This window comes from Flavisphingomonas formosensis, from assembly GCF_009755815.1.
GTDB classification, from domain to species: Bacteria; Pseudomonadota; Alphaproteobacteria; order Sphingomonadales; family Sphingomonadaceae; genus Flavisphingomonas; species Flavisphingomonas formosensis.
The window spans coordinates 180,626-206,997 of sequence record NZ_WRPK01000001.1 but is presented as its reverse complement, the minus strand read 5'-3'; the positions used below and the strand labels follow the sequence as shown (position 1 = coordinate 206,997).

28 protein-coding genes are annotated in these 26,372 nt (G+C 67.4%); 14 read left to right on the top strand and 14 right to left on the bottom strand.

Going from position 1 to position 26,372, the window contains the following annotated elements; translation table 11 throughout:
* Positions 1-162 precede the first annotated feature (162 nt).
* From GQY20_RS01065 to GQY20_RS01050, 3 genes are all read left to right on the top strand, one after another.
* Positions 163-1,131 (top strand): magnesium and cobalt transport protein CorA, encoded by a 969-nt coding sequence (locus tag GQY20_RS01065; protein ID WP_157215189.1) that lies wholly within the window; start codon positions 163-165, stop codon positions 1,129-1,131.
* A gap of 376 nt (positions 1,132-1,507) precedes the next feature.
* Positions 1,508-2,965 (top strand): hypothetical protein, encoded by a 1,458-nt coding sequence (locus GQY20_RS01055; protein ID WP_157215188.1) that lies wholly within the window; start codon positions 1,508-1,510, stop codon positions 2,963-2,965.
* Between the two features lie 93 nt (positions 2,966-3,058).
* Positions 3,059-3,823, top strand: coding sequence for a metallophosphoesterase family protein (locus GQY20_RS01050; protein WP_157215187.1), 765 nt, complete (start codon positions 3,059-3,061; stop codon positions 3,821-3,823).
* A gap of 3 nt (positions 3,824-3,826) precedes the next feature.
* On the opposite strand, the gene GQY20_RS01045 is transcribed toward GQY20_RS01050, so the two are convergent.
* From GQY20_RS01045 to GQY20_RS01035, 3 genes are all read right to left on the bottom strand, one after another.
* A complete protein-coding gene (locus tag GQY20_RS01045; RefSeq protein WP_157215186.1) occupies positions 3,827-4,123 on the bottom strand; it encodes a hypothetical protein in 297 nt (98 codons plus the stop codon).
* Complete coding sequence (locus tag GQY20_RS01040; RefSeq protein ID WP_157215185.1) at positions 4,104-4,628, bottom strand: hypothetical protein; 525 nt, start codon at positions 4,626-4,628, stop codon at positions 4,104-4,106. Before GQY20_RS01040 ends, GQY20_RS01045 begins: the two co-directional genes overlap by 20 nt.
* A 129-nt stretch (positions 4,629-4,757) precedes the next feature.
* Positions 4,758-6,248, bottom strand: a complete 1,491-nt coding sequence (locus tag GQY20_RS01035; protein ID WP_157215184.1) for an aldehyde dehydrogenase family protein — start codon at positions 6,246-6,248, stop codon at positions 4,758-4,760.
* Between the two features lie 259 nt (positions 6,249-6,507).
* On the opposite strand from GQY20_RS01035, the gene GQY20_RS01030 reads away from it, so the two are divergent.
* Positions 6,508-6,753 (top strand): type II toxin-antitoxin system ParD family antitoxin, encoded by a 246-nt coding sequence (locus GQY20_RS01030; RefSeq protein WP_157215183.1) that lies wholly within the window; start codon positions 6,508-6,510, stop codon positions 6,751-6,753.
* Positions 6,754-6,875: 122 nt separating this feature from the next.
* Positions 6,876-7,055, top strand: coding sequence for a type II toxin-antitoxin system RelE/ParE family toxin (locus GQY20_RS32380; protein ID WP_232475825.1), 180 nt, complete (start codon positions 6,876-6,878; stop codon positions 7,053-7,055).
* A 20-nt stretch (positions 7,056-7,075) separates the two neighbouring features.
* Here GQY20_RS32380 and GQY20_RS01020 read toward each other — a convergent pair whose 3' ends face one another.
* The 5 genes from GQY20_RS01020 to GQY20_RS01000 all read right to left on the bottom strand — a co-directional run bounded on the left by GQY20_RS01020 (position 7,076) and on the right by GQY20_RS01000 (position 12,072).
* On the bottom strand, positions 7,076-8,683 hold the full coding sequence (locus tag GQY20_RS01020) for a GMC family oxidoreductase (protein WP_198350801.1): 1,608 nt from the start codon (positions 8,681-8,683) through the stop codon (positions 7,076-7,078).
* Positions 8,684-8,690: 7 nt separating this feature from the next.
* Positions 8,691-9,512 (bottom strand): class II aldolase/adducin family protein, encoded by an 822-nt coding sequence (locus GQY20_RS01015; protein ID WP_157215181.1) that lies wholly within the window; start codon positions 9,510-9,512, stop codon positions 8,691-8,693.
* Entirely contained in the window at positions 9,509-10,363 is an 855-nt protein-coding gene (locus GQY20_RS01010; RefSeq protein ID WP_157215180.1) for an SDR family NAD(P)-dependent oxidoreductase, read from the bottom strand. Before GQY20_RS01010 ends, GQY20_RS01015 begins: the two co-directional genes overlap by 4 nt.
* 13 nt (positions 10,364-10,376) lie before the next feature.
* The gene (locus GQY20_RS01005; RefSeq protein WP_157215179.1) at positions 10,377-10,697 is read right to left on the bottom strand and encodes a DUF4286 family protein; all 321 of its coding nucleotides are present in this window, start codon (positions 10,695-10,697) and stop codon (positions 10,377-10,379) included.
* Between the two features lie 157 nt (positions 10,698-10,854).
* Positions 10,855-12,072, bottom strand: a complete 1,218-nt coding sequence (locus GQY20_RS01000; protein WP_157215178.1) for a DUF1214 domain-containing protein — start codon at positions 12,070-12,072, stop codon at positions 10,855-10,857.
* A gap of 165 nt (positions 12,073-12,237) precedes the next feature.
* On the opposite strand from GQY20_RS01000, the gene GQY20_RS00995 reads away from it, so the two are divergent.
* From GQY20_RS00995 to GQY20_RS00965, 7 genes are all read left to right on the top strand, one after another.
* A complete protein-coding gene (locus GQY20_RS00995; RefSeq protein WP_157215177.1) occupies positions 12,238-13,245 on the top strand; it encodes an alcohol dehydrogenase catalytic domain-containing protein in 1,008 nt (335 codons plus the stop codon).
* Entirely contained in the window at positions 13,242-14,432 is a 1,191-nt protein-coding gene (locus GQY20_RS00990; protein WP_157215176.1) for a sulfotransferase family protein, read from the top strand. Before GQY20_RS00995 ends, GQY20_RS00990 begins: the two co-directional genes overlap by 4 nt.
* A gap of 30 nt (positions 14,433-14,462) precedes the next feature.
* Positions 14,463-15,227, top strand: a complete 765-nt coding sequence (locus tag GQY20_RS00985; RefSeq protein ID WP_157215175.1) for an SDR family NAD(P)-dependent oxidoreductase — start codon at positions 14,463-14,465, stop codon at positions 15,225-15,227.
* 101 nt (positions 15,228-15,328) lie between these two features.
* Entirely contained in the window at positions 15,329-16,174 is an 846-nt protein-coding gene (locus GQY20_RS00980) for an NAD(P)-dependent oxidoreductase (RefSeq protein WP_157215174.1), read from the top strand.
* Positions 16,175-16,244: 70 nt separating this feature from the next.
* Positions 16,245-17,465 (top strand): cytochrome P450, encoded by a 1,221-nt coding sequence (locus tag GQY20_RS00975; protein WP_157215173.1) that lies wholly within the window; start codon positions 16,245-16,247, stop codon positions 17,463-17,465.
* The gene (locus tag GQY20_RS00970) at positions 17,462-17,788 is read left to right on the top strand and encodes a 2Fe-2S iron-sulfur cluster-binding protein (protein ID WP_157215172.1); all 327 of its coding nucleotides are present in this window, start codon (positions 17,462-17,464) and stop codon (positions 17,786-17,788) included. Before GQY20_RS00975 ends, GQY20_RS00970 begins: the two co-directional genes overlap by 4 nt.
* A complete protein-coding gene (locus GQY20_RS00965; RefSeq protein WP_157215171.1) occupies positions 17,785-18,315 on the top strand; it encodes a MarR family winged helix-turn-helix transcriptional regulator in 531 nt (176 codons plus the stop codon). Before GQY20_RS00970 ends, GQY20_RS00965 begins: the two co-directional genes overlap by 4 nt.
* Before the next feature lie 112 nt (positions 18,316-18,427).
* On the opposite strand, the gene GQY20_RS00960 is transcribed toward GQY20_RS00965, so the two are convergent.
* Together GQY20_RS00960 and GQY20_RS00955 are read right to left on the bottom strand one after the other, a co-directional pair.
* Complete coding sequence (locus tag GQY20_RS00960) at positions 18,428-19,174, bottom strand: SDR family oxidoreductase (protein WP_157215170.1); 747 nt, start codon at positions 19,172-19,174, stop codon at positions 18,428-18,430.
* 262 nt (positions 19,175-19,436) lie between these two features.
* Positions 19,437-20,627: a cytochrome P450 gene (locus GQY20_RS00955; protein ID WP_157215169.1), complete on the bottom strand. Its 1,191-nt coding sequence runs from the start codon at positions 20,625-20,627 to the stop codon at positions 19,437-19,439.
* Positions 20,628-20,717: 90 nt separating this feature from the next.
* Between GQY20_RS00955 and GQY20_RS00950 the strand changes: the two genes are divergently transcribed.
* Both GQY20_RS00950 and GQY20_RS00945 read left to right on the top strand, forming a co-directional pair.
* Positions 20,718-21,569, top strand: coding sequence for a FadR/GntR family transcriptional regulator (locus tag GQY20_RS00950; RefSeq protein WP_157215168.1), 852 nt, complete (start codon positions 20,718-20,720; stop codon positions 21,567-21,569).
* Positions 21,570-21,610: 41 nt separating this feature from the next.
* A complete protein-coding gene (locus tag GQY20_RS00945) occupies positions 21,611-23,419 on the top strand; it encodes a UGSC family (seleno)protein (RefSeq protein ID WP_157215167.1) in 1,809 nt (602 codons plus the stop codon).
* 121 nt (positions 23,420-23,540) lie between these two features.
* Here the strand turns inward: GQY20_RS00945 and GQY20_RS00940 are convergent, their stop codons facing one another.
* The 4 genes from GQY20_RS00940 to GQY20_RS00925 all read right to left on the bottom strand — a co-directional run bounded on the left by GQY20_RS00940 (position 23,541) and on the right by GQY20_RS00925 (position 26,366).
* Positions 23,541-24,395, bottom strand: a complete 855-nt coding sequence (locus tag GQY20_RS00940; protein WP_157215166.1) for an SMP-30/gluconolactonase/LRE family protein — start codon at positions 24,393-24,395, stop codon at positions 23,541-23,543.
* 19 nt (positions 24,396-24,414) lie between these two features.
* Positions 24,415-25,203: an SDR family NAD(P)-dependent oxidoreductase gene (locus GQY20_RS00935; RefSeq protein ID WP_157215165.1), complete on the bottom strand. Its 789-nt coding sequence runs from the start codon at positions 25,201-25,203 to the stop codon at positions 24,415-24,417.
* A gap of 87 nt (positions 25,204-25,290) precedes the next feature.
* Positions 25,291-25,821 carry a hypothetical protein gene (locus GQY20_RS00930; protein ID WP_157215164.1) on the bottom strand — a complete coding sequence of 177 codons (531 nt, stop codon included), beginning with the start codon at positions 25,819-25,821 and terminating at the stop codon, positions 25,291-25,293.
* A 98-nt stretch (positions 25,822-25,919) separates the two neighbouring features.
* A complete protein-coding gene (locus GQY20_RS00925; protein WP_157215163.1) occupies positions 25,920-26,366 on the bottom strand; it encodes a nuclear transport factor 2 family protein in 447 nt (148 codons plus the stop codon).
* Positions 26,367-26,372 lie beyond the last annotated feature (6 nt).

Here is a 26,372-nt window from a genome sequence, read left to right as displayed (position 1 = left end):
CCGCTGTGTTCGCGCCTTAGGAGTCTGCCCTGCCAGACGGGAGACGGTTGTCAATCCACAGCATTTTCACCCTCTACCGCGATCGATTCACCTGCCGCGCTGACATTCCCGCATCGCCCGCAACCGGATAGGATCGCCCCTCGAAGAGAATCGGGAGATCCCATGACCGTCGTCGCCGCCTATCTCTACCGTGACGGCAAGCGCGTCCGCGAGATCGCGATCGACGAGAAGGTCGATTGCGCGCACGACAAGTCCGAGTTCATCTGGGTTGGCATCGCCGACCCGCTGGAAAGCGAGCTGCGCACGCTGCAGCAAACCTATGGCCTGCACCCGCTTGCCGTCGAGGATGCGCTCAAGGCGGATCAGCTTCCCAAGGTCGATATCTATGGCGACCAGCTCTTCGTCGTCGCGCGGACCGCGCATCTCGAGGACGATGGCATCGCCTATGGCGAAACCGCGATCTTCGTGGGGCACAGCCATATCATCAGCGTGCGCCATGGCTCGGCGCGGGCGCACACCACGCTGCGCACCGGGCTGGAAGCCGTGCCGACGCAGCTCGTCCACGGCGTCGACTATGTGCTGCACGCGATTCTCGATTTCATCGTCGACGGCTATCTGCCGATGGTCGAGACGATCGAGGACGAAGTGCTGATGATGGAACGCCGGGCGGTCGACACGTTTCTCGAGCGTGAAGAGATCAACCGCATCTTCGCGCTGCGCCGCGAGCTGATGCGCTTTCAGCGCGTGCTCGGGCCGATGAGCGAGGTCGCGGCCAAGTTCGTGCGGATGGAGCTGCCCTGCATCGATGCCGCGGCGCGGCCCTATTTCAGCGACGTGCTCGATCATGTCCGCCGCGTCCAGACGATGGTCGACGATCTGCGCGAGGTGCTGACCTCGGTGTTCGAATTCAGCAACCTGCTCGAGGGGCAGCGCACCGGCGCGATCACCCGCCAGCTCGCCGCCTGGGCCGCGATTCTCGCCGTGCCGACCGCGATCGCCGGCATCTACGGCATGAATTTCGAGCATATGCCCGAGCTCAAGACGACCTATGGCTATTTCGTCGTGCTGGTGGTGATCGCGGTGATCTGCGCCACGCTCTACGCCCGCTTCAAACGGATGAAGTGGTTGTGATCCTGAAACCAGGAAGAGGGCCATCTCAGTCCCGGCGATTGCGCGTGATAACGGCTTCGGCGCCAGCGAGGCATAGCTGGATTCGGGCGCAGCGAAGGCGCGGTCCAGCTCCGCTTTCAGGCGTGCGAACTGCTCCGCCTCGGCCCGCTCCTTGTCGCGCCGGATCAGGTTGCGGACATATTCGCTGACATTGTCATAGGCGCCCTGATCCCCGACGTTCGAAGCGACGAAGTCGCTCAACGCGCCACCGATGCGTATGTTTAGGGTCATGGGCTTGTTCATGCCAACGCACCTTTCGTCCCAATATGGTGGAATATGATGGACGGCCGCAAGGCGCCCTCCCGGCAATCCCCCCGCCCATGCCAGCCTCGCTGCCATGACCGACACGCGTCCCTACAGCCCCGCCCTGATCCCAGCCGCCCGCAACCTCGCCGCGCGCGGCGCGCTCGACAAGGATCTCGCCATCGCCTTCGGCGTCCCCTTCCAGACCATCCGCGCCTGGAAGCAGGTGCATCCCGACTTCGCCGCCGCCTGCCGTCTGCCGCCCGACGCCGCCGACGAAGCGGTCGAGCGCGCCCTGTTCCGCAAGGCCACCGGCTATGACCGCGAGACCGAGCGCGTCTTTCTGCGCGACGGCACGCTCGTCCGCACCACCGTCACCGAGCATGTCCCGCCCTGCGACAAGGCCGCCACCCTCTGGCTGCGCGTCCGCCGTCCCGAGCGCTGGGGTCCGCCCCCGCCGGTGATCCTGCGCGCCGGGGACGACGCCCTCTCATCCACCGAGGAGGCGCTGCGCGACATAGAGGAGGCTGCCTATGAGGCCATGTGCGCCGCGCAGGATGGCGGGCCGGAGATTGACGGCGACGACGACGCGATGGCCCGGATCGATGCGCTCGATCCCGGGCCCGGCGCGCCCGTGGACGAGGGCGATCCTCTCGTGGGTGTCGAGCCCCGAGGCTCTCCCGCGAACGCCGTCTCCACCTTTCCCGTTCGGTTCGAGCGCAGTCGAGAACCCGTTTCGAGCGTAGTCGAGAAAGCCGACGTGGAAACTCTCGACTTCGCTCGGGTTGGATTCTCGACTTCGGCCGAATGGCCGAAGTTTACCCTGAGCGAAGTCGAAGGGCTCGAACCGAACGGTGGAGATAAGTCGACGTCAACGCGCCTTCGCTGGGATGACGGGCAGTGCGCGCCGGATCGCGATACCCTCCCTCATCGCATACACCCCCCGCTGCCCGGCCTCACCCAAGCCATCCCCGTCAACCCGATCGACATCGACCCGCCGCCCCCGCCCGGCCCGCAATATGATCCCGCCTTCATCCCCCTCGCCCGCCAGCTCGCCGATGGCGGCGCGCTCGACCGCGATCTCGCCCGCGCGTTCGGGATCAGCGCCACCACCCTGCGCCAATGGACGCTCCGCCACACCGCCTTCGGCGCCGCCTGCCGCCTCGCCCCTGCCGTCGCCGACGATGCCGTCGAAGCGGCCCTCTTCGCCCGCGCCATCGGCTACACCTATATGCGCGAGCGAGTCCTCCTCACCGACGACGGCGATCTGCTCCGCACCGAAAGCCGGGCCGAGCTGCGACCCTCGCTCTTCGCGGCACGGTTCTGGCTGCTCCGCCGCACCGACCGCTGGTCGCACCACTGCCAGCGCCTCGACCTCGATCCCGCCGAGGCCGCCCGCCTGATCGCCGAGACCCGTGAGCGCGTCGCCGAATATGACCTCCACCGCCGCCACTGGCGCACCCACGGCTGCGCCCCGCCCGGCCGCGCCGAACCCGCGCCCCCGGACGAGGATTGGGACGAGGCCGGCCTCATCGATGACGATGACGAATGATCCTCCGGCATCGAGAATGGCGCTTACCCCCGATATCGCACCCTAAAGAGATGATTCGTTGCAAATCGGCGCGACAGGACGCTTTCTCCATCCATGAGGTTCGCTGCGGTCTCGGATATCCATGGCAATCTGCCCGCGCTCGAGGCGGTGATCGCCGACATCGCCACGCGTGGCATCGGGACGGTCGTCAACCTCGGCGACTGCCTGTCGGGCCCGCTCTGGCCACTGGAGACCGCGCAGCGCCTGATGGCGCTCGGCTGGCCCACTTTGGCCGGCAATCATGAGCGGCAGCTGCTCACCCAGAGCGTCGCGGAAATGGGGATCACCGACGCCGGCACCTTCCCGCAGCTCACCCCCGCGGTGTGCGACTGGATACGCGGCCTACCACCCTCGCTCGCTTATGGGCCGGACATCCTTCTCTGCCACGGCACGCCCGCCAGCGATCATCGCTACTGGCTGCACCGCGGCCGGCGCGGCGCGATGCGCGAGGCGACGCTGCGCGAGATCGAGACGGACGCCGCGGACGTCGCACTCACCTTGTGCGGCCATACCCATCTGCCACGCGCGGTGAGCCTCGCCGACGGGCGCATCGTCGCCAATCCGGGCAGCGTCGGCCTCCCGGCCTATGAGGATGATCTGCCGAGCTACCATGTGGTCGAAATCGGCACGCCCCACGCCCGCTATCTCGTCGCCGAGCGCGTGGCGGGCCGGTGGACGATCGAGCTGGTGGCGACCGCCTACGACTTCGAACGCTCCGCCCGGAAGGCCGAGCGCGCCGGCAGGCCCAGCTGGGCCCACGCCCTCCGGACGGGACGCGTCATGCCCGGCGGCGAAGGCGGGACGGGCAAGGGGCGATAGCCGCTACCGCGAACCGTCCTCCTCGTCTTTCGGCGGGAGACCGAGCGCAGCGCGATCTCGGCGTTCGATCCAGCGATCGAGCCGTCGGAAAACCGCTTTGATGAAGCCCACCGTCGCCAGTTCGAACCCGATGTAGAGCCCGAGGAGAACGATGAGGAGTATCGCTGCGCCGATCGTCATTCTGCTCCGGTCTTGCCAGCGGCTAGAACATCGTGCGGAAAAGTGGGAACCGGTTTTCCGCGCAAACGATGCGACCACAAAGGCCCGCTCGAGCGAGCCGTCAGTGATCGCCCGTGTCATATGTCTCCAGCGCCTGGCGATCCTCGCTCGACACGAACTCGCAGGCGAGCAGCGTCTTGCCCTCCATCGCCGGCCCCTGCCGCGCGACGATCGAGATCAGGCCCATCTCCTTCATCGCCTGCTGATCGTCCGGCAGCGGGCGCGCGAAGCCGAGGGTGGAGGCGCCGAACAGCCGGCTCGTCTCGGGCGCGAGGCCGTAGCGCTTGGCCGCCTGCGCCGCGACCTCGCCTTGCAGCAGCACGCCCACCGCGGTGCCGGCGAACACCACGTCCTGCGCGACGAAGCCGTCCCGCTCGATCGGCCTCGGCAGATGATAGACCGCCGCGCCCAGCCCGGACGTGTCCGGCTTGGCGAGCTTCTCGGCCGCCTCGTAGAGCGCGGTCGCGCTATCCATCGCATAAGGCGGCTGGCACAGCGCCGCCCCGAAGAAGTCCGGCGCGGGCTCGGCGGCCATGGCAGGCATGGTTGCGATCAGGGCGGCGAGCACACAGAGGGGACGAAGCATCCGCGCAATTTGCACCCGCCGCTGTCTTCGATCAAGCGGGGCGATCCTCTCGTCATCCTGACGAAAGTCAGGATCCATTCGCCGCAGCGTCGCGTCCTATCGGCACCGCTGCGGCCCATGGTCCCCGGATCAGGCCAGCGCCGCCAGATCCATGTCCGCCGGCACCGCGATCGTCTTGGTCTCGAGATATTCCTCGAAGCCCTCGACCCCCATCTCGCGCCCGACGCCCGACTGCTTGTAGCCGCCGAACGGCGCGTTGGGCGCGAAGAAGTTGGCGCCGTTGACGTTGAACGTGCCGGTGCGGATGCGCCGCGCCACCTTCATCGCGCGCGCCGGCGAGGCGGAGATCACCGCGCCCGACAGGCCGTAGATGGAATCATTGGCGATGCGGATCGCATCCTCGTCATCCTCGAACGGGATGGCGACGAGCACCGGGCCGAAAATCTCCTCCTGCGCGATCGTCATGTCGTTGGTGACGTCGGCAAACAGGGTCGGCTGGACATAATAGCCCTTGGGCAGGTGCGGCGGACGCCCGCCGCCGGCCACCACGCGCGCGCCCTCGGCCTTGCCCTTCTCGATATAGCCGAGCACCCGGTCGCGCTGCACGGCGCTCACCTGCGGGCCCATGATCTGGGTGGGATCGGTGGGGTCGCCATAGGGGAAATGGGTGAACATCGGCTCGAGGATGGCCAGCGCCTCCTCGTAGCGCGAGCGCGGCAGCAGCAGGCGCGAGGTGATCGCGCAGCCCTGGCCGCTATGGTAGCAGACCACCGCCGCATTCTGCAGCGCCTGCGTAAAGTCCGCATCGTCGAGGATGATCAGCGCGGATTTGCCGCCGAGCTCCAGGAACACCTTCTTGATCGTCTGCGCGGCATTTTCCATGATCCGCCGGCCGACGCCGGTCGAGCCGGTGAAGGAGACGACGTCGACCCGCGGATCGCCGGTCAGCAGCTCGCCCACCGCGCGCTTGTCGGCCGAGGTCAGCACGTTGAACACGCCCGCCGGCAGATCCGGGCACGCCGCGGCGACGCGGCCGAGGATCGAGGCGGACCAGGGCGTCTCGGGCGCGGGCTTCAGGATCACCGTGCAGCCCGCGGCGAGCGCGGGGATCACCTTGGCGATGTTGATCTGGACGGGCACGTTCCACGGCGTGATCGCCGCGACGACGCCCGCGGCCTCCTTCACCACAAGCCGGCGGGTCGGGCCGCCCATGCTGCCGAGATCGTCTATCTCATGCTCGAACTGGTACGTCTCGAGCAGCTCGATCGCATAGTCGATGCTCGCAATCGGCCCGTCGAGCATCGGCCCGTAGGTGACGCCGATCGTGCAGCCGCTCTCGGCCATCACCTGCTGACGCCATTCCTCGCGCACCGCGTGGATACCGTCGCGCAGCTGGCGCAGCACCTTGAGGCGCAGCGCGGTGTCGGTCGCCCAGTCGGTCTCGTCGAAGGCGCGGCGCGCGGCGGCGATCGCCTTCTCGGCGTCGCCGACGCTGGCATCGGCCGCGACGCCGGCCACCTCCTCGGTCACCGGGTCGATCACCTCATAGGTCTTGCCGCCTTCGGCCTCGACCAGCTTGCCGTCGATGAACAGCCGGGTTTCGGGATTGAGGGATGCCATGCCGATCGCTCCAGAATCGATGAACCGCGCCTCCCGACGCGCGGGAAAGCCATGCTCCCGGGCAATAGGTTCGCGGACGCCCGGCGGCGAGGGGACGCAGCTTGTGCCGCGGCGCTTTGCATTTTGCTGCGTAGTCGGGGCCTCCTTCATCCGGAGGGGGGCCGGCGAGCCCGATTTTCTGGCTCCGCCCTTCACAACCCCGGGCAATAACAATAAATGCACAATAGCTGTTATCGATGTGCTGAATCGGGAGGCGGCCATGAACGTATCGATCGGAAAACGTTGGGAGGATTTCGTGGCCGGGATCGTCAGGACCGGCCGCTATGGCTCGGCGAGCGAGGTGATGCGGGAAGGTTTGCGGCTCGTCGAGGAACGCGAAGCCAAGCTGGATGCGCTGCGGGAAACGCTGAACGCATCGATCGCGCGCGGCGGCGAGCGAACGGACGACGAGGTTGCCGACCATCTGGCCAGGGAGATGGAGAAACTGGCCGCCCAAGGCTTCTGAGTGCGTCGGCTCGTCTATCTCCTCTCCGCGCAGGACGATCTGGCCGATATACTTCGTTATGTGACGCAGGAGAGCGGCAGCCTTGCGATCGGTGCTGCGTTCGTAGGGAAACTCCGCGAACGGTGCATGAGGCTGGCGGCCCTGCCGGCCTGCTCGGAACGCCGCGCCCCGAACTGGGGGACGAGATCCGCAGCACGCCGCATCAGGGCTATGTCATCTTCTTCCGCTATGTCGGCGATCGCATCGAGATCATCGCCATTCTGCACGGCCGTCACGATGTGGAGCGGCATTTCGGCCATTGATCGACGGGGGAAAGGAGCTCTTACTTCCCCCGCATCATCGCGGCCGCGCGTTCCGCGATCATCATCACCGTGGCGTTGGTGTTGCCATTGACGAGGTTCGGCATGATCGAGGCATCGGCGACGCGGAGCCCTGCGATGCCGTGGACGCAGAGCGCGGGGTCGGTCACGCCCTCGGCCGCCGAGGGGGCCATGCGGCAGGTGCCGGAGACATGGTAATAATTGTCGGCATGGCGGCGGATGTCGTCGGCCAGCGCCTGGCGGCTGCGCACCTGGGGGCCGGGCACGATCAGCGCGTCGATCAGCTTCGAGAGTGCGGGCACGTTCGCGATCTCCCGCAGCCGCTCCGCGCCCGAGGCGAGCGCGCCGAGGTCGCGCGGGTCGCTGAGATAACGCGGATCGATCGCCGGCGCCTCCGCCGGATCGGAAGAGCGCAGAGTGACGCTGCCGCGGCTCCACGGCCGGCCCTGGTTGATCATCATCGAGAAGCCGTCGCGCCGCGGCAGCTTGCCGAACGCGCCCTCGCCGCCGCCGATCAGCGCTGGGACGAAGAACATCTGCATGTCCGGCTCGGGCAGCGAGGCATCGCTGCGGTAGAAGCCGCCGGCCGCCGAAGCGCCGTTGGACAGGAAGCCGCGGCGCCCGAACAGGTAGCGCAGCCCCTCGACCATGCCCGTCCACGGCTTGGTATAGCGATAGGCGCTGATCGGCTCGCGGATGCCGAACTCCAGCTTGTAGGCGACGTGGTTCTGCAGATGCGCGCCGACATGCGGCTGATCCAGCACCACATCGATGCCGAGCCCATGCAGCGCATCGGCCGGGCCGATGCCGGAGAGCAGCAGCAGCCGCGCGCTGCCGATCGCGCCGGAGGTCAGCGCTACCTCGCGTCCGCAGCGGATCGTGCGCCGAGCGCCGCCGGCGAGCAGCTCGACACCCGCCGCACGGCCGCCCTCGACCAGGATCTTCGAGACGGTGGCGTCGCAGATCAGGCTGAGATTGGGACGCTTCAGCGCGGGCCGCAGATAGGCCGCGGCGGTGCTCGCCCGGCGGCCGTCGTCGATATTCCAGTCGAAATTGCCGAAGCCGTCGGGCTCCGGCACGTTGAGATCGTCGATGCGCGGAAAGCCAGCGGCGGCCAGCGCGTCGAGCACGCGATCGACCACCGGCAGCGGCGATGTGCCGCGCACCGTGCGCACCGGCCCGTCGCCGCCATGCCAGGGCCCGGCGCCGCGATCGCTCGCCTGTGAACGGCGGAACCAGGGCAGCACCTCGTCATAACCCCAGCCGGAGCAGCCGGTCGCGGCCCAGGCGTCATAGTCCGCCCGCGCACCGCGCGTGTAGACCATGCCGTTGATCGAGCTGCCGCCGCCCAGCACGCGCGCCTGGGTGAGCGAAAAGCGGCGATTCTCCATCACCGGCTGCGGCTCGGTCATATAGCCCCAGCTCAGCTTCGGATCATAGGCGACCTTGAGCGCGGCGCCAGGCACGGCGAGCAGCGGCGAGCGATCGCGCGAGCCCGCCTCGACCAGCAGCACGCGCGCGGCGGGATCCTCGGAGAGGCGCGCGGCGAGCACGCAGCCCGCCGTCCCCCCGCCGACGACGATGAAATCGAAACTATCCTGGCTGGTCAAAACGCTCTCAATCGAACAGGTCGGGCTCGTCGCGCACCACCATGTCCCAATAGGGCTTGAAGCCGTATATGCCACTGATTTCCGAACCGACCTGGCCGCGCGCCTTCACAGCGACCTCATGGGGAACCGGGATCGGCTTGCCCGCGGCCTCGGCGGCAAGCTGCACCTGGCAGGCATTTTCGAGGCCGATATAGCGCCACACCGCGCTCTCGATCGATCCGCCGACGGTGAAGATGCCGTGATTCTGGAGGATCACCGCCTTGCCGGTGCCGAGCGCCGCGGCGATGCGGTCGCCCTCCTCGGTCGCGGTCACGACGCCCGAGAAATCGGCATAGACCGCATGGTCCTGGTAGAAGGCGCAGCTGTCCTGGGTCAGCGCATCGAGCGCGCGGCCGAGCGTCGACCAGGTCTTGCCGTGGATCGAATGCGAATGGGCCGCGGCGAGCACGTCCGGCCGCGCCGCATGCAGCCGCGCATGGATGGCGAAGGCCGCGCGGTTCAGCCGGCCCTCGCCCTCGACCACCTTGCCCTCATGATCGACGAGCAGCAGGTCCGACACGCGGACATGGCCGAAGGCGACGGTATAGGGGTTCACCCAGAAGCGGTCGGGATCGCCCGGATCACGCACCGTGATATGGCCCGCCCCGCCCATGTCGAAGCCGAAGCGCGCGAAGATGCGCAGCGCGCCGGCCAGCCGCTGCTTGCGGTAGAGCCGCTCCTCCTCGATCGACTCGCGCGGCGGCGGCAGGGTGCGTCCGACCGGCCAGATCGTCGGCACCATCGCCGCGATGCCGCGCGGCGCGCTGCGATCGATGAGGGTGGCCGTCATGCGATCCTTTCGAGCTGCGGCGGATGATCCGTGCTGCCGAGCGAGCCCACCGGCGTCGCCACCTGATCCGCCCAGGAAGGATGGTGGGCGAGCTGGCCGCCGTCAACGCAGATCAGCTGGCCGGTGATATAGGCCGCCTCGTCCGACGCCAGGAACAACGCGGTGTTCGCGACATTCTCCGGCACGCCGAGCTGCGGCGTCAGTACATGGCGCAGGAACAGCGCGCGGCCGCGGTCGTCCATCGCGGCGCGGGCGCTGGGCGAGAGGATCAGGCCCGGCAGGATCGCGTTGCAGCGGATGCCGCGCTTGCCATATTGGGTGGCGATCGACTGGGTGAGGCTGTTGATCGCCGCCTTGCACGCCGCATAGCCGATGCGCCCGGCATCGCCCGCGATCGAGGCGTTGGACGAGACGTTGACGATCGATCCGCCGCCCTGCCCGATCATGTGCCGGATCGCGGCGCGGCACAGTACGAAATAGCCGGTGGCGTTGAGGCTGAGGCTGCCGTCGAACGCCGCCGGCGAGCAGTCCAGCGCCTCATAATCCTCGGTGAACAGCACCATCGCGTTGTTCGAGAGGATGTCGATCCGGCCGAAGGCGGCGACGGTCGCCTCGACCGCCGCCTCCAGCGAGGCGTGGTCGGCGAAGTCCATCCCGGCCGCCTCGGCCGCGCCCCCGCCCGCACGGATCGTCTCGGCCAACGCCCGCGCCCCGGCAAGATCGGGATCGGCGACGAGGACGCGCGCGCCCTCCCGCGCCATGACGAGCGCGGTGGCGCCGCCGATATTGGGGCCGTCCGGGGTGAGCTTGGCGCCGGTGACCAGCGCCGCCTTGTCTGCGAGCCTCGCCATGCCGCCCCGCCCGTCAGTCGAAGGATTCGAGCAGCACCGGCTTGCCGGTGGCGAGATCGATCGTGTCGCTCATCCGCATTCGCCCTTCGGTGAAGCTGGCGACGAGGCGGTCGAGCACTGCATTGGGATCGCTGCCCTCCAGCTCGTAGAGCGCGGCGTAATTATGGGTACGGCCCGGCGTATGCGGGGAATCGATCACCTTGAAGCGCTGGAAGCTCTTGAAGCCATCGACCGCCATGATGTCGGGGATATGGATGCTGTCATACCAGTCGTTGAACTCGGCATCCTTGCCCTCGGCGGCGTTGGTGAACATCAGGTAGCGATAGGTGGGCATGGGTTTCCTCTCCTGTGGATTGGGGTTTGCCCCACTTCCGCTTGGGCTGAGCTTGTCGAAGCCCTTTCCTTCCTTCTTCGCTTTTCACCCAACGAAAGAAGAAGGGAGGGCTTCGACAAGCTCAGCCCGAACGGGTCGGGGTATAGGCCATCTTACATCACCACCGCCTATGCCGCTGCACGGCGGCGCGGCGGCGGCGCATCGCCGCCTGGCGCTCGTCAGGCGTCACGCGCGGTGTGCCGGCGGGAAGCAGCGCGTCGAGCTCGGCGCGCTTCACTTTGCGCATCGCGGGCGTCGGCGAGGAGCTTGCCTCCAGCCAGCGGCCGACGACGCAGCCCTGCGGGAAGCCGCCGGTATCGAGCCAGTTGGCGATGCCGGGATCACGCGCGGAGATCACCGCGCGGAACTTGCCGTCCTCGTCGACATGCGCCTGCTTGCCGTTGATGCTGCTCTGCCGGTTGGTGAGATCGATGCCGCAGAACAGCGCATCGGCGAGCTGGAAATTCCAGTAGCGTGCCGTCTCGGGCAGCTCGGTCTCGATCAGCAGCGCCTCGTCCTCGGCGATCTCCCAGAAGCCGTCGATATAGACCTGGCTGCCTAGGCCGCCCGAATCCCAGTTGTGGGTGATCTTCAGCGTGTTGCGCGGCGCCTCGTTGCGCAGCGTGTTCATGAAGTCGAGCCAGTATTTGGCGCCGTTCAGCACGAAATTGCCGATCAGGCGCATATTGTCCTCGATCTTCTCCTTCGTCATGAAGGGCAGGCCAATCGGCTTGTCGACGCGGTCGAGCGCGACGAAGGCATCCTCCTCATTGTCCCAGTCGTAGGAGACCTGGCGCACCAGCAGATGGTCGGCACGCGGATCGAGCGCGAGCCAGTTGCCGCGATAGCCGTCGGGCCGCTCGCGGCTGATCAGGATCTCGAACGATCCGTCAGGGCCGCATTCGATCGCGTCGAGATCGGTCTGGCCGACGCAGGCGCCGGGCGAATCCTCCATCCAGATGCCGCGGCCGGTGCCCGCCGACGCGCCGATAGTGACGACGCAGAAATGCACGCTGCCGCGATTGCCGTGCAGCCGGTAGACGCCCTCGCCGCGGATCGCCGAGATCAGGTACACATTGTCCGGATTGGGGCCCATCGAGTTGAAGGTGGCGTTGAGGAAGGGCACCAGATCGGGATGGTCGGGATCCGAATGGAAGATCATCGGATAGCCTTGCGAGAGCGTCATCAGCATGAGCTTTTCGAGCTCGGCGCGCATCTGCGGATCGGACGGATGCTCGAGCAGGGCGGCCAGCTCGCTGCCCTGACGCAGCCTGTCGAGAAGGCCGTGCCATCCGGATGCGGACGCGGTGCGGCTGCGGTCCAGCGCGTCGATCATGGCCGTCTCTCCTTCTCTTCTCTACGGATCGGATCGTACCAAAGGCCCCTGGCCTTGTAATCCGCAATATAGGCGTTTCGGCACAACGAAACCGGGATTCGCTTTGCTTGTTCGGGCCGGAATCCTGTGCGAACGTGCCGTCCTATAAGCAAAACTGGAGAGTCGATGCGCGCGGCGGTGTTCAAAGGCGCGGGAAAGCCCCTTGCGATCGAGACGCTTCCCGATCCCGAGCCCGGCGACGGCGAACTGATCATCAAGGTCGGCCGCTGCGGCGTGTGCGGGACGGACCTGCACATGACCGAGAGCCATGAGGCGAGCTATCCGATCGGCACCGTGGCGGGCCATGAGCTGGCCGGCGAGGTCGCCGCGATCGGCCGCGGTGTCGAGCGCTTCCGGGTGGGCGAGCGGATCACCGCCATCTCGGTCTATGGCTGCGGCGATTGCGACGCCTGCCGCGCGGGCGCTCCGCTGATCTGCGCGGAGATGCGCGGGCTCGATGGTGGCTTCGGCGAATATACGCGCGTGCCCGAGCGCATCTGCAGGGCTCTGCCGCAGACGCTGTCGATGACCGACGGCGCGCTGATCGAGCCGCTGGCCTGCAGCCTGCACGGCGCCAACCAGGCCGAGATCGGCTCGGACACGCGCGTGCTGGTGCTGGGCGCCGGCCCGGTCGGCCTCGGCGCGGTCTTCTGGGCGCGGCAGGCGGGCGCGCGGCGGATCGCCGTCGCCGCGCACTCCCGGCGCGGCGAAACGCTGGCGATGACGCTCGGCGCCTCCGCCTTCCTCGATCCCGCCGCCGATCGGGCGGAGGCCGCGCTCGCTGCGCTGGGCGGGCCGCCCGACGTAGTGTTCGAATGCGTCGGCCGCCCCGGCCTGCTCGGCGAGGCGATCGGGCTCGTGCGCTATCGCGGCACGGTGGTGGTGCTGAGCCTGTGCATGCAGCCCGACACGATCATGCCGAGCCTCGCCTTGTTCAAGGAGGTCATCCTGCGCTTCGCGGTGGTCTATGCGCCCGCGGAGTTCGAGGAGGCCGCGCGCACGCTCGACCGAGGCGCGGTCGAGGCGCGGGCTATGGCGACCGGCACCGTCTCGCTCGATGCGCTGCCGGCGGCGTTCGAGGGGCTGCGCAAGGGCAGTTCGCACTGCAAGCTGATGGTGGATCCCTGGGCATGAGCGCGATCCTGAAGGATGACGGCAGCCGCCTCGCGGTGCCGAAGCGTTTCGTCGACGCGGAGGATGCGCTGCGCGCGACTGCGATCGAGATGAGCGGCTGCAGCGATTTCGGCGATACGCGCTACCTCACGGGCTTGCGCGTGCTGCTCCAGGCGCTCGACAGCGACTGCCGGCTGACGCCGGAAGGCCGCGACTTCGCCTTCTTCGAGCTGGTGCTGACGCTCAACGCCCGCCTCGCCACGCAGCGCGGCTGGACGGAGAATCCCGAGCTGCTGAAGACCGCGATCCACGCACCGCTGGTCATCACCGGCCTGCCGCGCAGCTGCACCACCGTGCTGCACCGGCTGCTCGCGGTCGATCCGCAGTTCCAGGGGCTGGAGAGCTGGCTCACCAACGCTCCCATGCCGCGCCCGCCGCGGGAGGAGTGGGAACGGCTGGCCGCGTTCCGCCGCACAGGCCAGCGGCTGCAGCGCTGGTTCGACACCGTGCCACAGTTCCGCATGGTGCACGACATGGCGGTCGACGACATGGAGGAGTGCATCGAGGTGCTCCGCCAGGATTTCGTCAGCAACCGCTTCGGCTGCAACTTCCCGGTGCCGAGCTATGATCGCTGGTGGATGGCCGAGGACGATACCGCCTCCTTCCGGCGCTATGCCGACGTGCTGCGCCTGATCGGCGGGCGCGAGCCCGACCGGCGCTGGCTGCTCAAGAATCCCGGCGACATCTACGCGATCGACGCGCTGCTTGCGGTCTTCCCCGATGCGCGGATCATCTACACCCATCGCGATCCCCTGAAATCCATGCCTTCGGTCGCGAGCCTCATCCACATGGCGCACCAGATGGCGGAGGGGCCGGCGGCATCGAAGAACACCGGGCCGCGCGAGGTGGAGGTCTGGTCGCGCGGCACGCAGCCGATGCTCGCCGCCCGCGCGCGCCATCCCGACCAGTTCCATGACGTCACCCATGGCGACTATGTCCGCGATCCGCTCGCCGTCGTGCGCGGCATCTACGACCGCTTCGGCCTGGTGCTCATCCCCGAGGTGGAGCGCGCGATGCAGGCCTGGGTCGCCGCCAATCCGCCCGGCAAGCATGGCGAGCATCGCTACACGCTGGAGGAATATGGCCTGACCGAGGCTAGCGTGCGCGACTGCTTCCGGGATTATTACGACGCCTACGGACCCTTTTGAGCATCCGGGGCAGCAGAGGAGAGCGAAGGCATGACGGACCGGCGGTACGAGGGAAAGGTGGTGCTCGTCACCGGCGCGGCGGCGGGGATCGGCCGCGGCGTCGCCGAACGGCTGGCGACGGAGGGCGCGACGCTCGCGCTCGGCGACGTCCAGGGCGATCGGCTGGAGGCACTGGCCCGCGACCTGGAGGCGCAGCATGGCATCCGCGCGCTGGCCATCCGCTACGACGCGGGTGATGCCGACTCCTGCCGCAGCCTCGTCGACCAGACGATCGCCGCCTTCGGCAAGCTCGATGTGCTGATGAACATCGCCGGCATCCTCGCCTGGGGGCATTTCACCGAGACCGACGACGCCACCTGGCAGCGGCTGATGCGGATCAACCTGGACGGCGTCTTCTACGTGACGCGCCACGCCATGCCGCATCTGATCGCTACCAAGGGCGCGATCATCAACACCTCGTCCACCTCCGGCCTCACAGGCCATCCTTATTATGTCGCCTACGGCGCCACAAAGGGCGCGCTGATCATGTTCAGCAAGGCGCTGGCGGTCGAATATGTGAAGCAGGGCGTGCGGGTGAACGTGATCTGCCCGGGCGCGATCGAGACCGAGATCACCAAGGACGTGCCGCACCCCGAGGGGATCGACAATGAGCTCTGGCACCGCATCTTCCCCAAGGCCGGGGTATCGGGAACATCCCAGGACATGGCGGCGGCCTATGCCTATCTCGCTTCGGAGGAAGCGCGCTACGTCACCGGCGCGGTGCTCTCCGTCGATGGCGGCATGACCGCGGGATAGCACAAAGACAAACTAGTCAACCGAAGTTGACGGATTTGTCCGGCGCCTCCCGCCGCGGCAGAAAGGCCCGGCGGAGAGGCGCGAGAGAGCGAGGCGACGAGATGAAGTCGGGATATATCGGCCTCGGCCATATCGGCCGGGACATGGCGCGCGAGCTGGTGAAGTCGGGCCGCGACACCATCGTGTTCGACATCATGCCCGAAGGGCCCGCCGAGCTTGCTCAACTCGGCGCGAAGACAGGCGCCTCGCCAGCAGAGGTCGCCGCCGCCAGCGAGGTGATCGGCCTCTGCGTGCGCACCGATCAGCAGGTGCTCGACGTGGTCTCCGGTGACAACGGCATCCTCGCCGGCGCAAAGCCCGGCACGGTCATCACCATCCACAGCACCGTGCGCCCGAGCACCGTGCGCACAGCCGCCGAGCGGGCCAGGGCGAAGGGCGTGCGTATCGTCGATGCGCCGGTCAGCCGCGGCTCGCTGGAGCGCGAGGGCAAGATCATCATCTACATGCTCGGCGGCGATGCCGCCGACATCGAGGTGGCAAAACAATTCGTCGAGCCCTCGGCCAAGCAGATCGTCGTCGCCGGCGGGCTCGGCGCGGCGATGGCGCTCAAGATCTGCAACAATCTCGTCACCTATCTCGAATTCATGGCGTCGGTGGAGGCCGACCGGCTGGCGCGGCGCAGCGGGCTCGATCCCGCGCTGCTGCTCTCGGTGATGGCGGCCAACGGCAATGCCACGCCCTCGATGCAGGGCTTCATGAAGAACCGGTCGGCGATGAGCGACCAGCCGGCGGCGCGCGCTGCCTTCGAGGGATTCACCGCCATTGCCGAGAAGGATCTCGACTGCGCTCTCGAGGTGGCGGCCGAAATCGGCCTCGACCTGCCGGGCGCCAGACTGATCCGCGAGCGGATCCGCGACATCTATCTCGGCGGCCCCGACGACACATGATCCGCCAGGCTTCGCCGCGATGAGCCTCCCGCCCAATTCATTGCCACCGATCAGGGATAGAGGAAGATCCATGTGCGTCGCCGAGGCCGACCCGATCCTGAACCAGCCGCAGATCTACGATCCGTACGAATATGCGCTGCATGACGATCCCTATCCGGTCTATCGCCGGCTGCGGGACGAATTCCCCCTCTATTACAACCGGAAGCACGATTTCTACGCGGTCTCGCGCTATGCCGACTGCATGACCGTGCTGCGCAACTTCAAGACCTTCATCAACGGCAAGTCGACCACGCTGGAGAAGGAGGTGATCCCCGGATCGCTGCCCTTCATCCTCAGCATGGACCCGCCGGACCACACGCGCCTGCGCCACCTGATGGTCAACCAGTTCCGCCCGCACAATGTGGCGCCGCTGGAAGAGGTGGTGCGCGAGACGGCGCGCAAGCTGCTGGCGCCGCACGCCGGCACGGGACGGATCGACATCATCGCCGATTTCGCCGCCAAGCTGCCGATGGCGATCATCTGCGCGCTGATGGGCGTCGATCCCGCCGACGAGGACATGCTGCGCGGCTGGACCGACGATATCGTCCACCGCGAGGACGGATCCAACGAGATCGTCGAGGTGAACATCACCGGCACACGCAACCTGCTCGGCTATTTCGAGGAGATGATCCAGGGCCGGCTCGCGCGCGGCGAGGTAGGCGAGGATATCGTCGGCCAGCTCATCGCCTTCGAGCAGCAGGGCAAGCTCAACCACGCCGAGGTGCTCGGCTATCTCTACCTGCTCGCCATCGCGGGCAATGAGACGACCACCAAGCTTATCGGCAACTTTACCTATCAGCTCTGGGAGAATCGCCACGAGCGCGACCGGCTGATCGGCGATCCGTCGCTGGCGGCGGGCGCGGTCGAAGAAACGCTGCGCATCGATGGGCCGACCCAAATGCAGGGCCGCGAGACTGCCGAGCCGTTCGAGCTCCATGGCCACACCATCCCCGCCGGATCCAAGGTTGCGGTGATCCTGACCTCGGGCAATCGCGACGAGCGTCATTATGACGACCCCGAAACCTACAGGATGGATCGCGGCAGCCGCGACCATCTCGGCTTCGGCGGCGGCCTGCACAGCTGCCTCGGTGCTGCGCTGGCGCGCCTCGAAGGGCGCATCGCGCTCGAGGAGATGCTCGCCACCATGCCGGATTGGGACATCGATCTCGCCAGCACGCGCCGCATGCATTCCGCCTATGTGCGCGGCTATACGCACCTGCCCCTCACCTTCACGCCCCGGAGTGCCGCATGAGCGACGTCGATTTCACCTACATCCAGCCTGACGGCGAAGAGAAGCAGGTCGAGGCCATGGAGGGCATGACCCTGATGGAGGCCGCGCTGTTCAACGGCATCGACGGCATCCAGGGCCTGTGCGGCGGCATCTGCAGCTGCGCTACCTGCCATGTCGCGCTGGACAAGGAACTCTACGACAAGCTCGACGCGCCGTCCGAGGGCGAGGCGGAGATGATCGCGATGCTCGACGACCACGGCCCGACCAGCCGGCTCGGCTGTCAGGTCTCGATCAGCGAGGCGCTGCGCGGCGCGCGGATCCGCGTTCTCGGCACGGAAGCGTGAACGGCGGCGCCGAGGGGGATACGCGCCCGGGCACCACGCTGCAGGAGCTGGACCGCATCTATTCGACCAACCTGCCACGCCAACTGATGGACGTCAGCCAGGTGCTCAACCGGCGCCTGCTGGAGAATAATGCCGCGCTGGGCCACAGCGGGCTGAAGATGTCGTTCGCGACGGTGATGTCGCACGCCGGTTTCCCCGGCACCCGCCTGTCCGACATCGCGGCGATGCACGGCCTGTCCAAGCAGGCGATCAGCCAGACCGCACGCGAGCTTTGCGACCTCGGCTATATCGAGCTGCTGCCCGACCCCGGCGATGCCCGCGCCCGCCTGATCGCGCTCACGCCGCGCGGGCGCGCGTTGATCGCGGATTCGCTACGCTCGATCGAGGCGGTCGAGGCCGAGGCGGAAGCGCTGATCGGCAGCGAGCGCCTCGCTCTGTTCCGCGAGGTCGCGGCGGAACTGTGGGATAACTTGGGACGGCGGGAACGACCTATTCCTCCCCCGCAGGGGGAGGGGGACCGTCCGTAGGACGGTGGAGGGGCCGCCGGCCGAAACGGGTGTTTCGCTTGATGTGAGCGGCCGCCCCTCCACCACCCTGTGGGTGGTCCCCCTCCCCCTCGCGGGGGAGGATGAGGCAGCGTCACGGCCGCATGAAGTTGCCGCCGTCGATGTTCAGGATATGCCCCGTAATCCATGACGCCTCGTCGGACAGCAGGAAGACCAGCCCCCTTGCGAGATCCGCCGGCGTACCGAGGCGTGCGATCGGCATCATGCCGACCATCGCGTTCAGCGTCTGATCGTCGACGGTGGTGCTCAGCGCCTCGGTCTTGGTCGGCCCCGGCGCGATCGCGTTGATGCGAATGCCACGCGGCCCGAGCTCGCGGGCGAGCGAGGTGGTGAGGCCGTTCAGCGCGAGCTTGGCGACCGAATAGATGCCTGCGTTCATCCAGGCCGCGGTCGAGGTCTGGTTGACCACCGCGGCGCCCGGGCGGCCCATCATGTGCGGCAGGCAGGCGCGGATACAGAGCAGCGAGCCGTGCACGTTGATCGCCATGAACTTGTGATAATAGGCCAAGTCCATGTCGAGCATGCCCTCGATCCGCATGCCGCCGAACAGCGCCGCATTGTTGACGAGGAAATCGATCCCACCGAGCTGTGCCGCGACCGTGTCCGCCATCGACTTGACCGAGGCCTCGTCCGACACGTCGGCGCGCACGAAGATCACCTTGCCCTTGGCCGACAGCGCCTCGACCGCAGCCTTGCCCTTCTCCTCGGCGATGTCGACGATCGCGACCGCGGCGCCTTCCTCCAGCAGGCGCTCGGCATAGCCATAGCCGATCCCCTGCGCGCCGCCCGTCACGATGGCGACCTTGTTCGCGAACTGCATCACCTCTCCTCCGTCCAAAAGGCGCCCGAGACGCCGATATGCCTTCGCGGCGTGGCGGTGGGTCCGCATTCGATCAAGTGGCGTTGACCATTTGGCAAAAGCGAAGGCCCGGCGGCGATATCCTTGATGTCATGCCGGGTTGCGGTGATCCCATTCACCGTTCGGGCTGAGCTTGTCGAAGCCTCTTCCTTCTCTTTGCCGCTTCCGATGAAAGAGGAAGAAAGGGAGTGCTTCGACAAGCTCAGCACGAACGGAGTTGGGGTCAAGCGTGCTGCCCCAGCCGGATCGGCAGGCTGGCGACGCCCCGGACGTTGCTGAGCACCAGCCGCGTCGCCCGCTCCGGATCCACCTGATAGTCGGGAAAGCGATCGGTCATCTCACCGAATGCGATCGCCAGTTCCTGCCGGGCGAGATGGATGCCCAGGCATTTGTGCACGCCGAAGCCGAAGAAGACCGAGCGGTTGTCGAGCGGCCGGGTGATGTCGAACCGATCGGCATCTTCGAAGGCGCGCGGATCGCGGGTCGCGCTGCCGGTGAGCAGCATCACCCGCTCGCCCGCGGGGATGGTGACGCCGTGCAGCTCGACGTCACGCGTCGTCGTGCGCCCCTGGAGCTGCGAGGGCGGATCGAAGCGCAAAATCTCCTCCACCGCGCCGGGCAGCAGCGACCGGTCTGCAGCCAGCTTCGCCCGCTCCGCGGGGAAATGGTGAAAGGCCATCGCGCCGTTGGGGATCGCCTTGGCCACCGTCTCGTGCCCGGCAAATCCCATCTCCATGAAGCGCACGCCGATCTCATAATCGCTCATGCTGTGCTTCACGCCATGCTCGTCCTCCACCTCCTCGGCGATGATCATCGAGATGACGTCATCGCGTGGCCGCGCCCGCCGGTCGCGGGCGAGTTCGGTGTAGATCTCCATGATCTTCGCCGTGCCCTCGGCAAAGGCGTCGTCCTCGCCCTCGCCGCGCATCACGATCATGTTGCTGAGCCGGTGGATGTCGTGTTGCAGCGCGTGCGGGATGCCGAGCAGCTCGCCGATCACGTCGAGCGGCAGGCGCACGGTGAATTCGCTGACGAAGTCGAACTCGGCGTCGGGACCATAGTGTGCATACAGCCCTTCGAGCAGCTCGATCGCCCGGCGGCGGATGAAGGCGTCGAGCGCGACCATGCGGTTGCGCGCGAACATCTTCACGACGAGGCCCTTGGCCCAATTATGCTCGGGCTGGTCCTTGACGATCAGGAAGGGCATCGCCGCCTCATAACCTTCCAGCGAGACGCCGTTGGCGCTGCTGAAGGTCGCGGCGTCGCGATGCGCCATGACGACATCGTCATAGCGGGACAGCGCCCAGAAGCTCATCTCGGGATTGTGATAGGCAGGCGCCTCGTCGCGCAGCCGGGCATAGAGCGGATAGGGATCGCGCCCATAATCCGGATCATAGGGATTGAAGCTGATCATCGGCCGCGTCCTTGCAAGTCCATGAAAAACTCGCACCCCGAGGGTATCGCCTCAAGCCGGGCGGAGCGTGACTGACGGACAACTCTTGTTATGAACGCACTCGAAGCGCGGGAGGACGGATTGGCGGCCGGATCGGACAGCACGCAGAAGGCGGCGATGCGGCTGGCGCGCAGCATCGTGCGCACCATCCAGGAAGAAGGGCTGCAGCCCGGCGACCGCTATCTCTCCGAGGCGGACGCGCTGAAGCGCCATGGCGTCGCCCGCGCCACCTTCCGCGAGGCGCTGCGCTTCCTCGAGCTCCAGGGTGTGCTCACCGTGCGTGCCGGGCCGAAGGGCGGGGCGGTGGTCGCGCGGCCGAGCTGGCCCAGCCTTGCCTCCACGCTGGCGCTGCTCATGCAGTTCGAGAACGCCCCGCTCCGCCAGGTGCTGGAGGCGCGCAGCGTGATCGAGCCGGGCATGGCGCCGATGGTGGTCGAGCATGCGACCGACGCCGAAGTGGCGGCGATGGGCGCGGCGATCGTGGCGGCCGAGGCGGCGATGGGCGATTATCCGGCCTTCTCGCATCATTATCACCGCTTCTGGGCGCTGTTCGCGCAGGGCACGCACAATGCGGTGCTGGCGATGCTCTCGCCGGCGCTGCGTGCGATCGTCGACAGCGGCGGCTTCGTGCCCGACGAGGTGCAGCGTGGCCTGCTCGTCGAGCGGCTGCGAGGACTCCATGACAGGGTCGAAGCGCGCGACGCCGACGGAGCGCGGGCAAAACTGGCCGAGATCGAGGACGCTTTCCTCGATCGCCTGCGAACCGGCTATCCGCAGCGCATCGCCCAGACCGTCGCCTGGGCGGACGTCGGGGCGGAAGAATCCCCTCTCCCCGGCGGGGAGGGGATTCCTGTGCGCACCCGTCGCGCACAATCCGATGACGTTGCCAGCCGCGATAACTAGTATACTATATAGGGCGATCGATAATCGGGAGGATCCCCCGCATGCACGGCACCGTCACCCAGGCGAGCCTCGCCATCGTCAACCCGGTCGCCGAGCCGCAGGCAGACGTCGATCCGTCGCTGCGCCACAGGCCCGCACCCCGTCCGGCGACGCTCGCCGGCAAGACCGTGGCGCTCTACTGGAACGGCAAGCAGAACGGGCTCGATGCGCTCGCCCAGGCCAAGATCCGCCTCGCCGAGCGGTTCGAGGGGGTGCGCTTCATCGAGCTGACCGGGGAACTGGGCGGCACCAACCGCTATCTCTCGCCCGAGCAGCTCGACCGGCTGGCCGCCGAGGCCGACGCGGCGGTCTGCACCTCGGCCGATTGTGGCAGCTGCACCAGCTGGCTGATGCGCGACCTGTGCGAGCTCGAGAAGCGCGGCGTGCCGGCGATCGGCTATACCGCCGCGATCTTCGACGAGGATTCGCGCTTCTCCTGCAAGACCTTCGGCGTGCCCGAGGCGGTGCCGCTGATCGTGCCGCATTGCTTCTCCAACAAGACGCCGGCCGAGATCGCGCAGATGGTAGACGACAGCCTCGACGCGCTGGTCGAGGCGCTGACCATCGACCGCAAGCTCTTCGACGCGCCGCCGCAGTTCGAGCGGATCGTGCTGGAGAGCGCGCCCGAGCTGGTCTTCCACGGCGCCGACCTGATGGATGCGTTCGACGCGCTCCAGGCCGGCTTCATCCGCAACGGCTGGTCGGACGGCATGCCGCTGATCCCGCCGACCCATGCGAAGGTGGAGGCGATGATCGCCGCATCGGGCCGCGACGGATCCGAGGTGGTCGGCCTGTTCGCCCCTGGCTTCGGCGTCGGCACGGTGCGCAAGATCGCGGCCAATGCGGTGATGGCGGGATGCCGGCCCGAGGCGATGCCGGTGATCATGGCGATGATGGAGTGCGTGCTGGAGCCTTCGATCGGCCTTCGCACCTGGGCGATGTCGACCGGCCCGCAGGCGCCGATCGTCTGCGTCTCCGGCCCGATCGCCGACGCAATCGGCATGAACCGCGGCATCTGCGCGATGGGCCCGGGATCGATCAGCCAGGTCAATGTCGCGATCGGCCGCGCGCTCAGGCTGATCATGATGAATGTCGGCCTCTCCTATCCCGGCGTCAGCGACATGGACACGATCGGCACGCCGATGAAATTCTCCGCCTGCGTCGCCGAGAATGAAGAGCGCACGCCCTGGGCCTCGTGGCGCGAGCAGATGGGCTTTGCGAAGGACGAGAGCACCGTCACGGTGAACGTGCCCTACGGCATGACCGAATTCTTCGATTTCAAGAACATCACGCCCGAAGGCCTGATCGAGACCTGGGCGACGCTGACCGCCAATGCCTGCGGATCCCCGGCGATGGGCGCCTGGCTGATCAAGAAGAACGCGCCGCTCTCGGAAGGCTATCCCTTCCACGGCGCTTTCTCGAACCTGCTCCTGATGGCGCCCGACCATGCCGACGTCTTCGCCCGCGCCGGCTGGGGGCCCGGGGACATCGCCGAGGCGATCCACCGCGCGACCAAGCTGCCCTTCCGGAAGATCATGCTCAACCAGGAATATGATGCTTTCCGCCAGGCCCATCCCGAGCTCGCCTGGCTGGAAGATGCGCCCGAGACGCTGGTCAATGTGATGCCGTCGGTGGAATGCTGGGAGTTCTTCGTGGTCGGCGCGTCGGCGGGGCGCAGCCAATATTGCTTCGGCGGGACGAACTCGGTGACGAAGGCGGTTTCTTGTCCTCCCCGGCACGGGGAGGGGGACCGTTCGCAAAGCGAATGGTGGAGGGGCCGCCGCTCACAACCAACGACACGCATGCAGTGAGCGGGTGCCCCTCCACCGCGCTACGCGCGGTCCCCAGTGTCGGGTCGATCGTGCCCCCGGCACGATCTTGAATTGCCGGGGGCAATTCAACCCGACACTCCCTTTGGGGGAGGATGAAGAATCAAGGAATCCCACTCCCCGCATAAGGCGCGCGTATCGTTTCGATCCGCCCCGTGCGGCCCTGCTCCATCACCGCCGGATCAAACGGTCCGGCCGAGCAGATGAACAGCGTCCGTCCGTCCGCGCCACCCAGAGCGCAGGCATAGGGGAAGCGGTCGCCCGCCATCGGGATGAAATGGGTGATCCGCCCGCCCTCTTCCACCCGCACCAGGCCGGGCCCGAGGCAGCAGGTCACCCAGATGCCGTCCTCGGCATCGCCGCAGATGCCGTCGGGATAATGGCCCTCGGGCAGGTCGGCGAAGATGCGGCGGTTGGTCGGCGTCCCGTCTGCCGCGAGATCGAACACCGACAGGCGGCTCGCCGCGCTCTCCGCCACGATCAGCCGCTTGCCGTTGGCGGTGAGTACCAGGCCGTTGGCGACGTCCAGCGGCTCGCCCGCTTCGCGCCATGCGCCGTTTTCGTCGACGAACAGCAGCGGCTCGCGCGGGGGAGGGATGTCGTGGCAATATTTGCCGGCATAGGCGCGGCCCTCGCGGCTCACCACCATATCGTTGACGCCCGTCGCGGCGGCCGAGGCCATGTCGGCATAGGGTTCGAGCCGGTCGCCGGAGCGACGCAGGATCCGCGCCTCGTCCATCGCGACGATCAGCATGTCGCCGCCGGGCAGGAAGCCGATCCCGCCGGGCCGTGCCTCGACCCGGCAGACCGTCTCCAGGGTGCCGGCCTCGTCGATGCGGTGCACGGTGCGGCCATGCATGTCCGAGAAATAGAGCCAGCCGTCCCGCCAGCGTGGGCATTCGGTGAAGCGGAAGCCCTCGGCGAGGATCGTCGGCGGCGTTTCGATGGTGATCGTCATGCTGGCTCCCGTGCGATGATCAGTCGCCGCGCATCGCCGCGGCGGTGCCGCTGACCAGCGCCACCGCCTCCGCCGGAGGCAGGCTGCTGAGATGAGCGGCCATGGGCTGCGCCTCGCTCACCACCCACAGCGGCTCGCGGCCGAGCTGTTCCAGCCCCTCGCGCGCGACCAGCGCGGGCTCGGAGGCGACGATGGCGCCCGCGCCCTCCTCGGGCAGGCCGAATTTCAGATAGGCGGGCGTCTTGGTGGCGCTCACCACCAGGCCGAGCACATCGACGCCATAGGGTTTGAGCTCATGCCACAGGCCCTTGGCGAAGGTGTGGCAATAGGCCTTTGCAGCGGCATAGACGCTCATCCCGCCGCCGCCGGCATAAGCGAGCAGCGAGCCAACCAGGATGATCCCGCCGCGCCGCCGCTCGCGCATCGGCCCGCCGAAATGATGGGCGAGCAGGGTCTGGCCGATGACGGTGAGGTCGATCGACCAGCGCAGGCTGCGCATCGATCGATCGAGCACGTCTTCGGCGTGATTGTCGACCCCGGCATTGTAGACGAGCAGGCCGATTTCGAGATCGTCGGTCTGCGCCCGGATCGCATCGATCATCGCCTCGCTGGTGAGATCGACGGTGACGATCCGCGTCTCGACCGGCAGGCTCGCCGCCAGCTTCTGCAGCGGTTCGGCCCGGCGGGCGAGGAGCACGAGGTTGATTCCGGCGGCGGCGAGCTCCCGCGCGAACATCTCGCCTATGCCTTCGGAGCCGCCCGCGATCAGCGCCCAGGGGCCATATTTCGCCTTCAGATCGTCGCGCACCGCTCAGTCTCCTCGCCTTATTTTTTTTGGGCGGCAGCGTGCCGCCCGCGGGGAGGCACGCCTAGCGCGTGGGATTGTGCGAGCCGGTCAAATGCTCACGGGTTCGGCTGACGTCGCCTTGGCCTGGCGCCGCTTACCGATCTGCGCGCCGATCAGGCCGAGCGCGCCGAAGAACACCGCGCCGCTGGCGATGCCGAGGAAGATGCCGGCAGGCTCCGCGCCCTTCTCGACATAGGGGATGGTTCCCACCGTCAGGAACACCATGGTGGTGGTGTTCACGCCTAACGCGAACCAGCCCATGACGATCGCATAGATCAGCAGCAGCACCACGCCGAGGAACAGCACCATGCCCCCCGTCGGGCCCATCATCTCCGGCCCGACCTTCATGAGCGCGGCCGTGCCCGCGCCGATCAGCGCGCCGACGAGGGCGTGCGCGAAACGATCCAGGCTGCCTTTCTCGATCATCGACCAGCACAGCAGGAACAGGAAGCCGGCCCAGCCCTCGGCGATGCCGAGCGCCATGTTGAGGCCGACATAGGCCCCGACCACCACGACCACCGCCAGCACGATGCCGAGCCCCATCACGGGCGACATCCCCTTGCTGCCTTCTTGCGCCATCTCTCTTCTCCTCGCGGGACCGGTCCCTTCTGTCACCGGCCGGACGCGTCCCCCGCCCGGACGGCTTCCCTTTCGTTCGAAATCTCAGCCCAGCCGGATCAGTCCGGCAGCACGCCCTTGGGGATATTCTGGGTGTAGGTCGCTTCCTCGACGCGCGACTTGATCCGCCAGCCTTCGGCCGTGCGCACATATTCGTCGATGTAGAAGAGGCCGAAGACCATGATCGGGCGCGTGCCGCCCTCGTCGGGGCCTTCCATCGGATTGAAGCACATCACGCGCCCGGTGGCGCGGTCCCCCTCGATCACGAAGCGGTGGTTGGCGACCATGTGATGGGATTCGCCGAACGCGTTCATCCCCGTCTTCAGCCAGTCGCGCACATAGGGGAAATCGCCGGCCGGCCCGCCGAACACGCTGTAGTCGACGAAGGCGTCGGGCGTGAACACATCGTTGAGGAGATCGAAATTCCGGGTGTCGATGGCATGCGCATAATCGTGGGTGAGCTTCTCCAGCTCGAGCCGGTCCGATATCTCCTGCAGCGTCATCATGGCCTC

Excerpts from the sequence above, each read along its gene's own strand:
- GQY20_RS01065 (WP_157215189.1), top strand. The coding sequence starts at position 163 with ATGACCGTCGTCGCCGCCTATCTCTACCGTGACGGCAAGCGCGTCCGC.
- GQY20_RS01055 (WP_157215188.1), top strand. The coding sequence starts at position 1,508 with ATGACCGACACGCGTCCCTACAGCCCCGCCCTGATCCCAGCCGCCCGC.
- GQY20_RS01050 (WP_157215187.1), top strand. The coding sequence starts at position 3,059 with ATGAGGTTCGCTGCGGTCTCGGATATCCATGGCAATCTGCCCGCGCTC.
- GQY20_RS01045 (WP_157215186.1), bottom strand. The coding sequence starts at position 4,123 with ATGACACGGGCGATCACTGACGGCTCGCTCGAGCGGGCCTTTGTGGTC.
- GQY20_RS01040 (WP_157215185.1), bottom strand. The coding sequence starts at position 4,628 with ATGCTTCGTCCCCTCTGTGTGCTCGCCGCCCTGATCGCAACCATGCCT.
- GQY20_RS01035 (WP_157215184.1), bottom strand. The coding sequence starts at position 6,248 with ATGGCATCCCTCAATCCCGAAACCCGGCTGTTCATCGACGGCAAGCTG.
- GQY20_RS01030 (WP_157215183.1), top strand. The coding sequence starts at position 6,508 with ATGAACGTATCGATCGGAAAACGTTGGGAGGATTTCGTGGCCGGGATC.
- GQY20_RS01015 (WP_157215181.1), bottom strand. The coding sequence starts at position 9,512 with ATGACGGCCACCCTCATCGATCGCAGCGCGCCGCGCGGCATCGCGGCG.
- GQY20_RS01010 (WP_157215180.1), bottom strand. The coding sequence starts at position 10,363 with ATGGCGAGGCTCGCAGACAAGGCGGCGCTGGTCACCGGCGCCAAGCTC.
- GQY20_RS01005 (WP_157215179.1), bottom strand. The coding sequence starts at position 10,697 with ATGCCCACCTATCGCTACCTGATGTTCACCAACGCCGCCGAGGGCAAG.
- GQY20_RS01000 (WP_157215178.1), bottom strand. The coding sequence starts at position 12,072 with ATGATCGACGCGCTGGACCGCAGCCGCACCGCGTCCGCATCCGGATGG.
- GQY20_RS00995 (WP_157215177.1), top strand. The coding sequence starts at position 12,238 with ATGCGCGCGGCGGTGTTCAAAGGCGCGGGAAAGCCCCTTGCGATCGAG.
- GQY20_RS00990 (WP_157215176.1), top strand. The coding sequence starts at position 13,242 with ATGAGCGCGATCCTGAAGGATGACGGCAGCCGCCTCGCGGTGCCGAAG.
- GQY20_RS00985 (WP_157215175.1), top strand. The coding sequence starts at position 14,463 with ATGACGGACCGGCGGTACGAGGGAAAGGTGGTGCTCGTCACCGGCGCG.
- GQY20_RS00980 (WP_157215174.1), top strand. The coding sequence starts at position 15,329 with ATGAAGTCGGGATATATCGGCCTCGGCCATATCGGCCGGGACATGGCG.
- GQY20_RS00975 (WP_157215173.1), top strand. The coding sequence starts at position 16,245 with ATGTGCGTCGCCGAGGCCGACCCGATCCTGAACCAGCCGCAGATCTAC.
- GQY20_RS00970 (WP_157215172.1), top strand. The coding sequence starts at position 17,462 with ATGAGCGACGTCGATTTCACCTACATCCAGCCTGACGGCGAAGAGAAG.
- GQY20_RS00960 (WP_157215170.1), bottom strand. The coding sequence starts at position 19,174 with ATGCAGTTCGCGAACAAGGTCGCCATCGTGACGGGCGGCGCGCAGGGG.
- GQY20_RS00955 (WP_157215169.1), bottom strand. The coding sequence starts at position 20,627 with ATGATCAGCTTCAATCCCTATGATCCGGATTATGGGCGCGATCCCTAT.
- GQY20_RS00950 (WP_157215168.1), top strand. The coding sequence starts at position 20,718 with ATGAACGCACTCGAAGCGCGGGAGGACGGATTGGCGGCCGGATCGGAC.
- GQY20_RS00945 (WP_157215167.1), top strand. The coding sequence starts at position 21,611 with ATGCACGGCACCGTCACCCAGGCGAGCCTCGCCATCGTCAACCCGGTC.
- GQY20_RS00940 (WP_157215166.1), bottom strand. The coding sequence starts at position 24,395 with ATGACGATCACCATCGAAACGCCGCCGACGATCCTCGCCGAGGGCTTC.
- GQY20_RS00930 (WP_157215164.1), bottom strand. The coding sequence starts at position 25,821 with ATGGCGCAAGAAGGCAGCAAGGGGATGTCGCCCGTGATGGGGCTCGGC.
- GQY20_RS00925 (WP_157215163.1), bottom strand. The coding sequence starts at position 26,366 with ATGATGACGCTGCAGGAGATATCGGACCGGCTCGAGCTGGAGAAGCTC.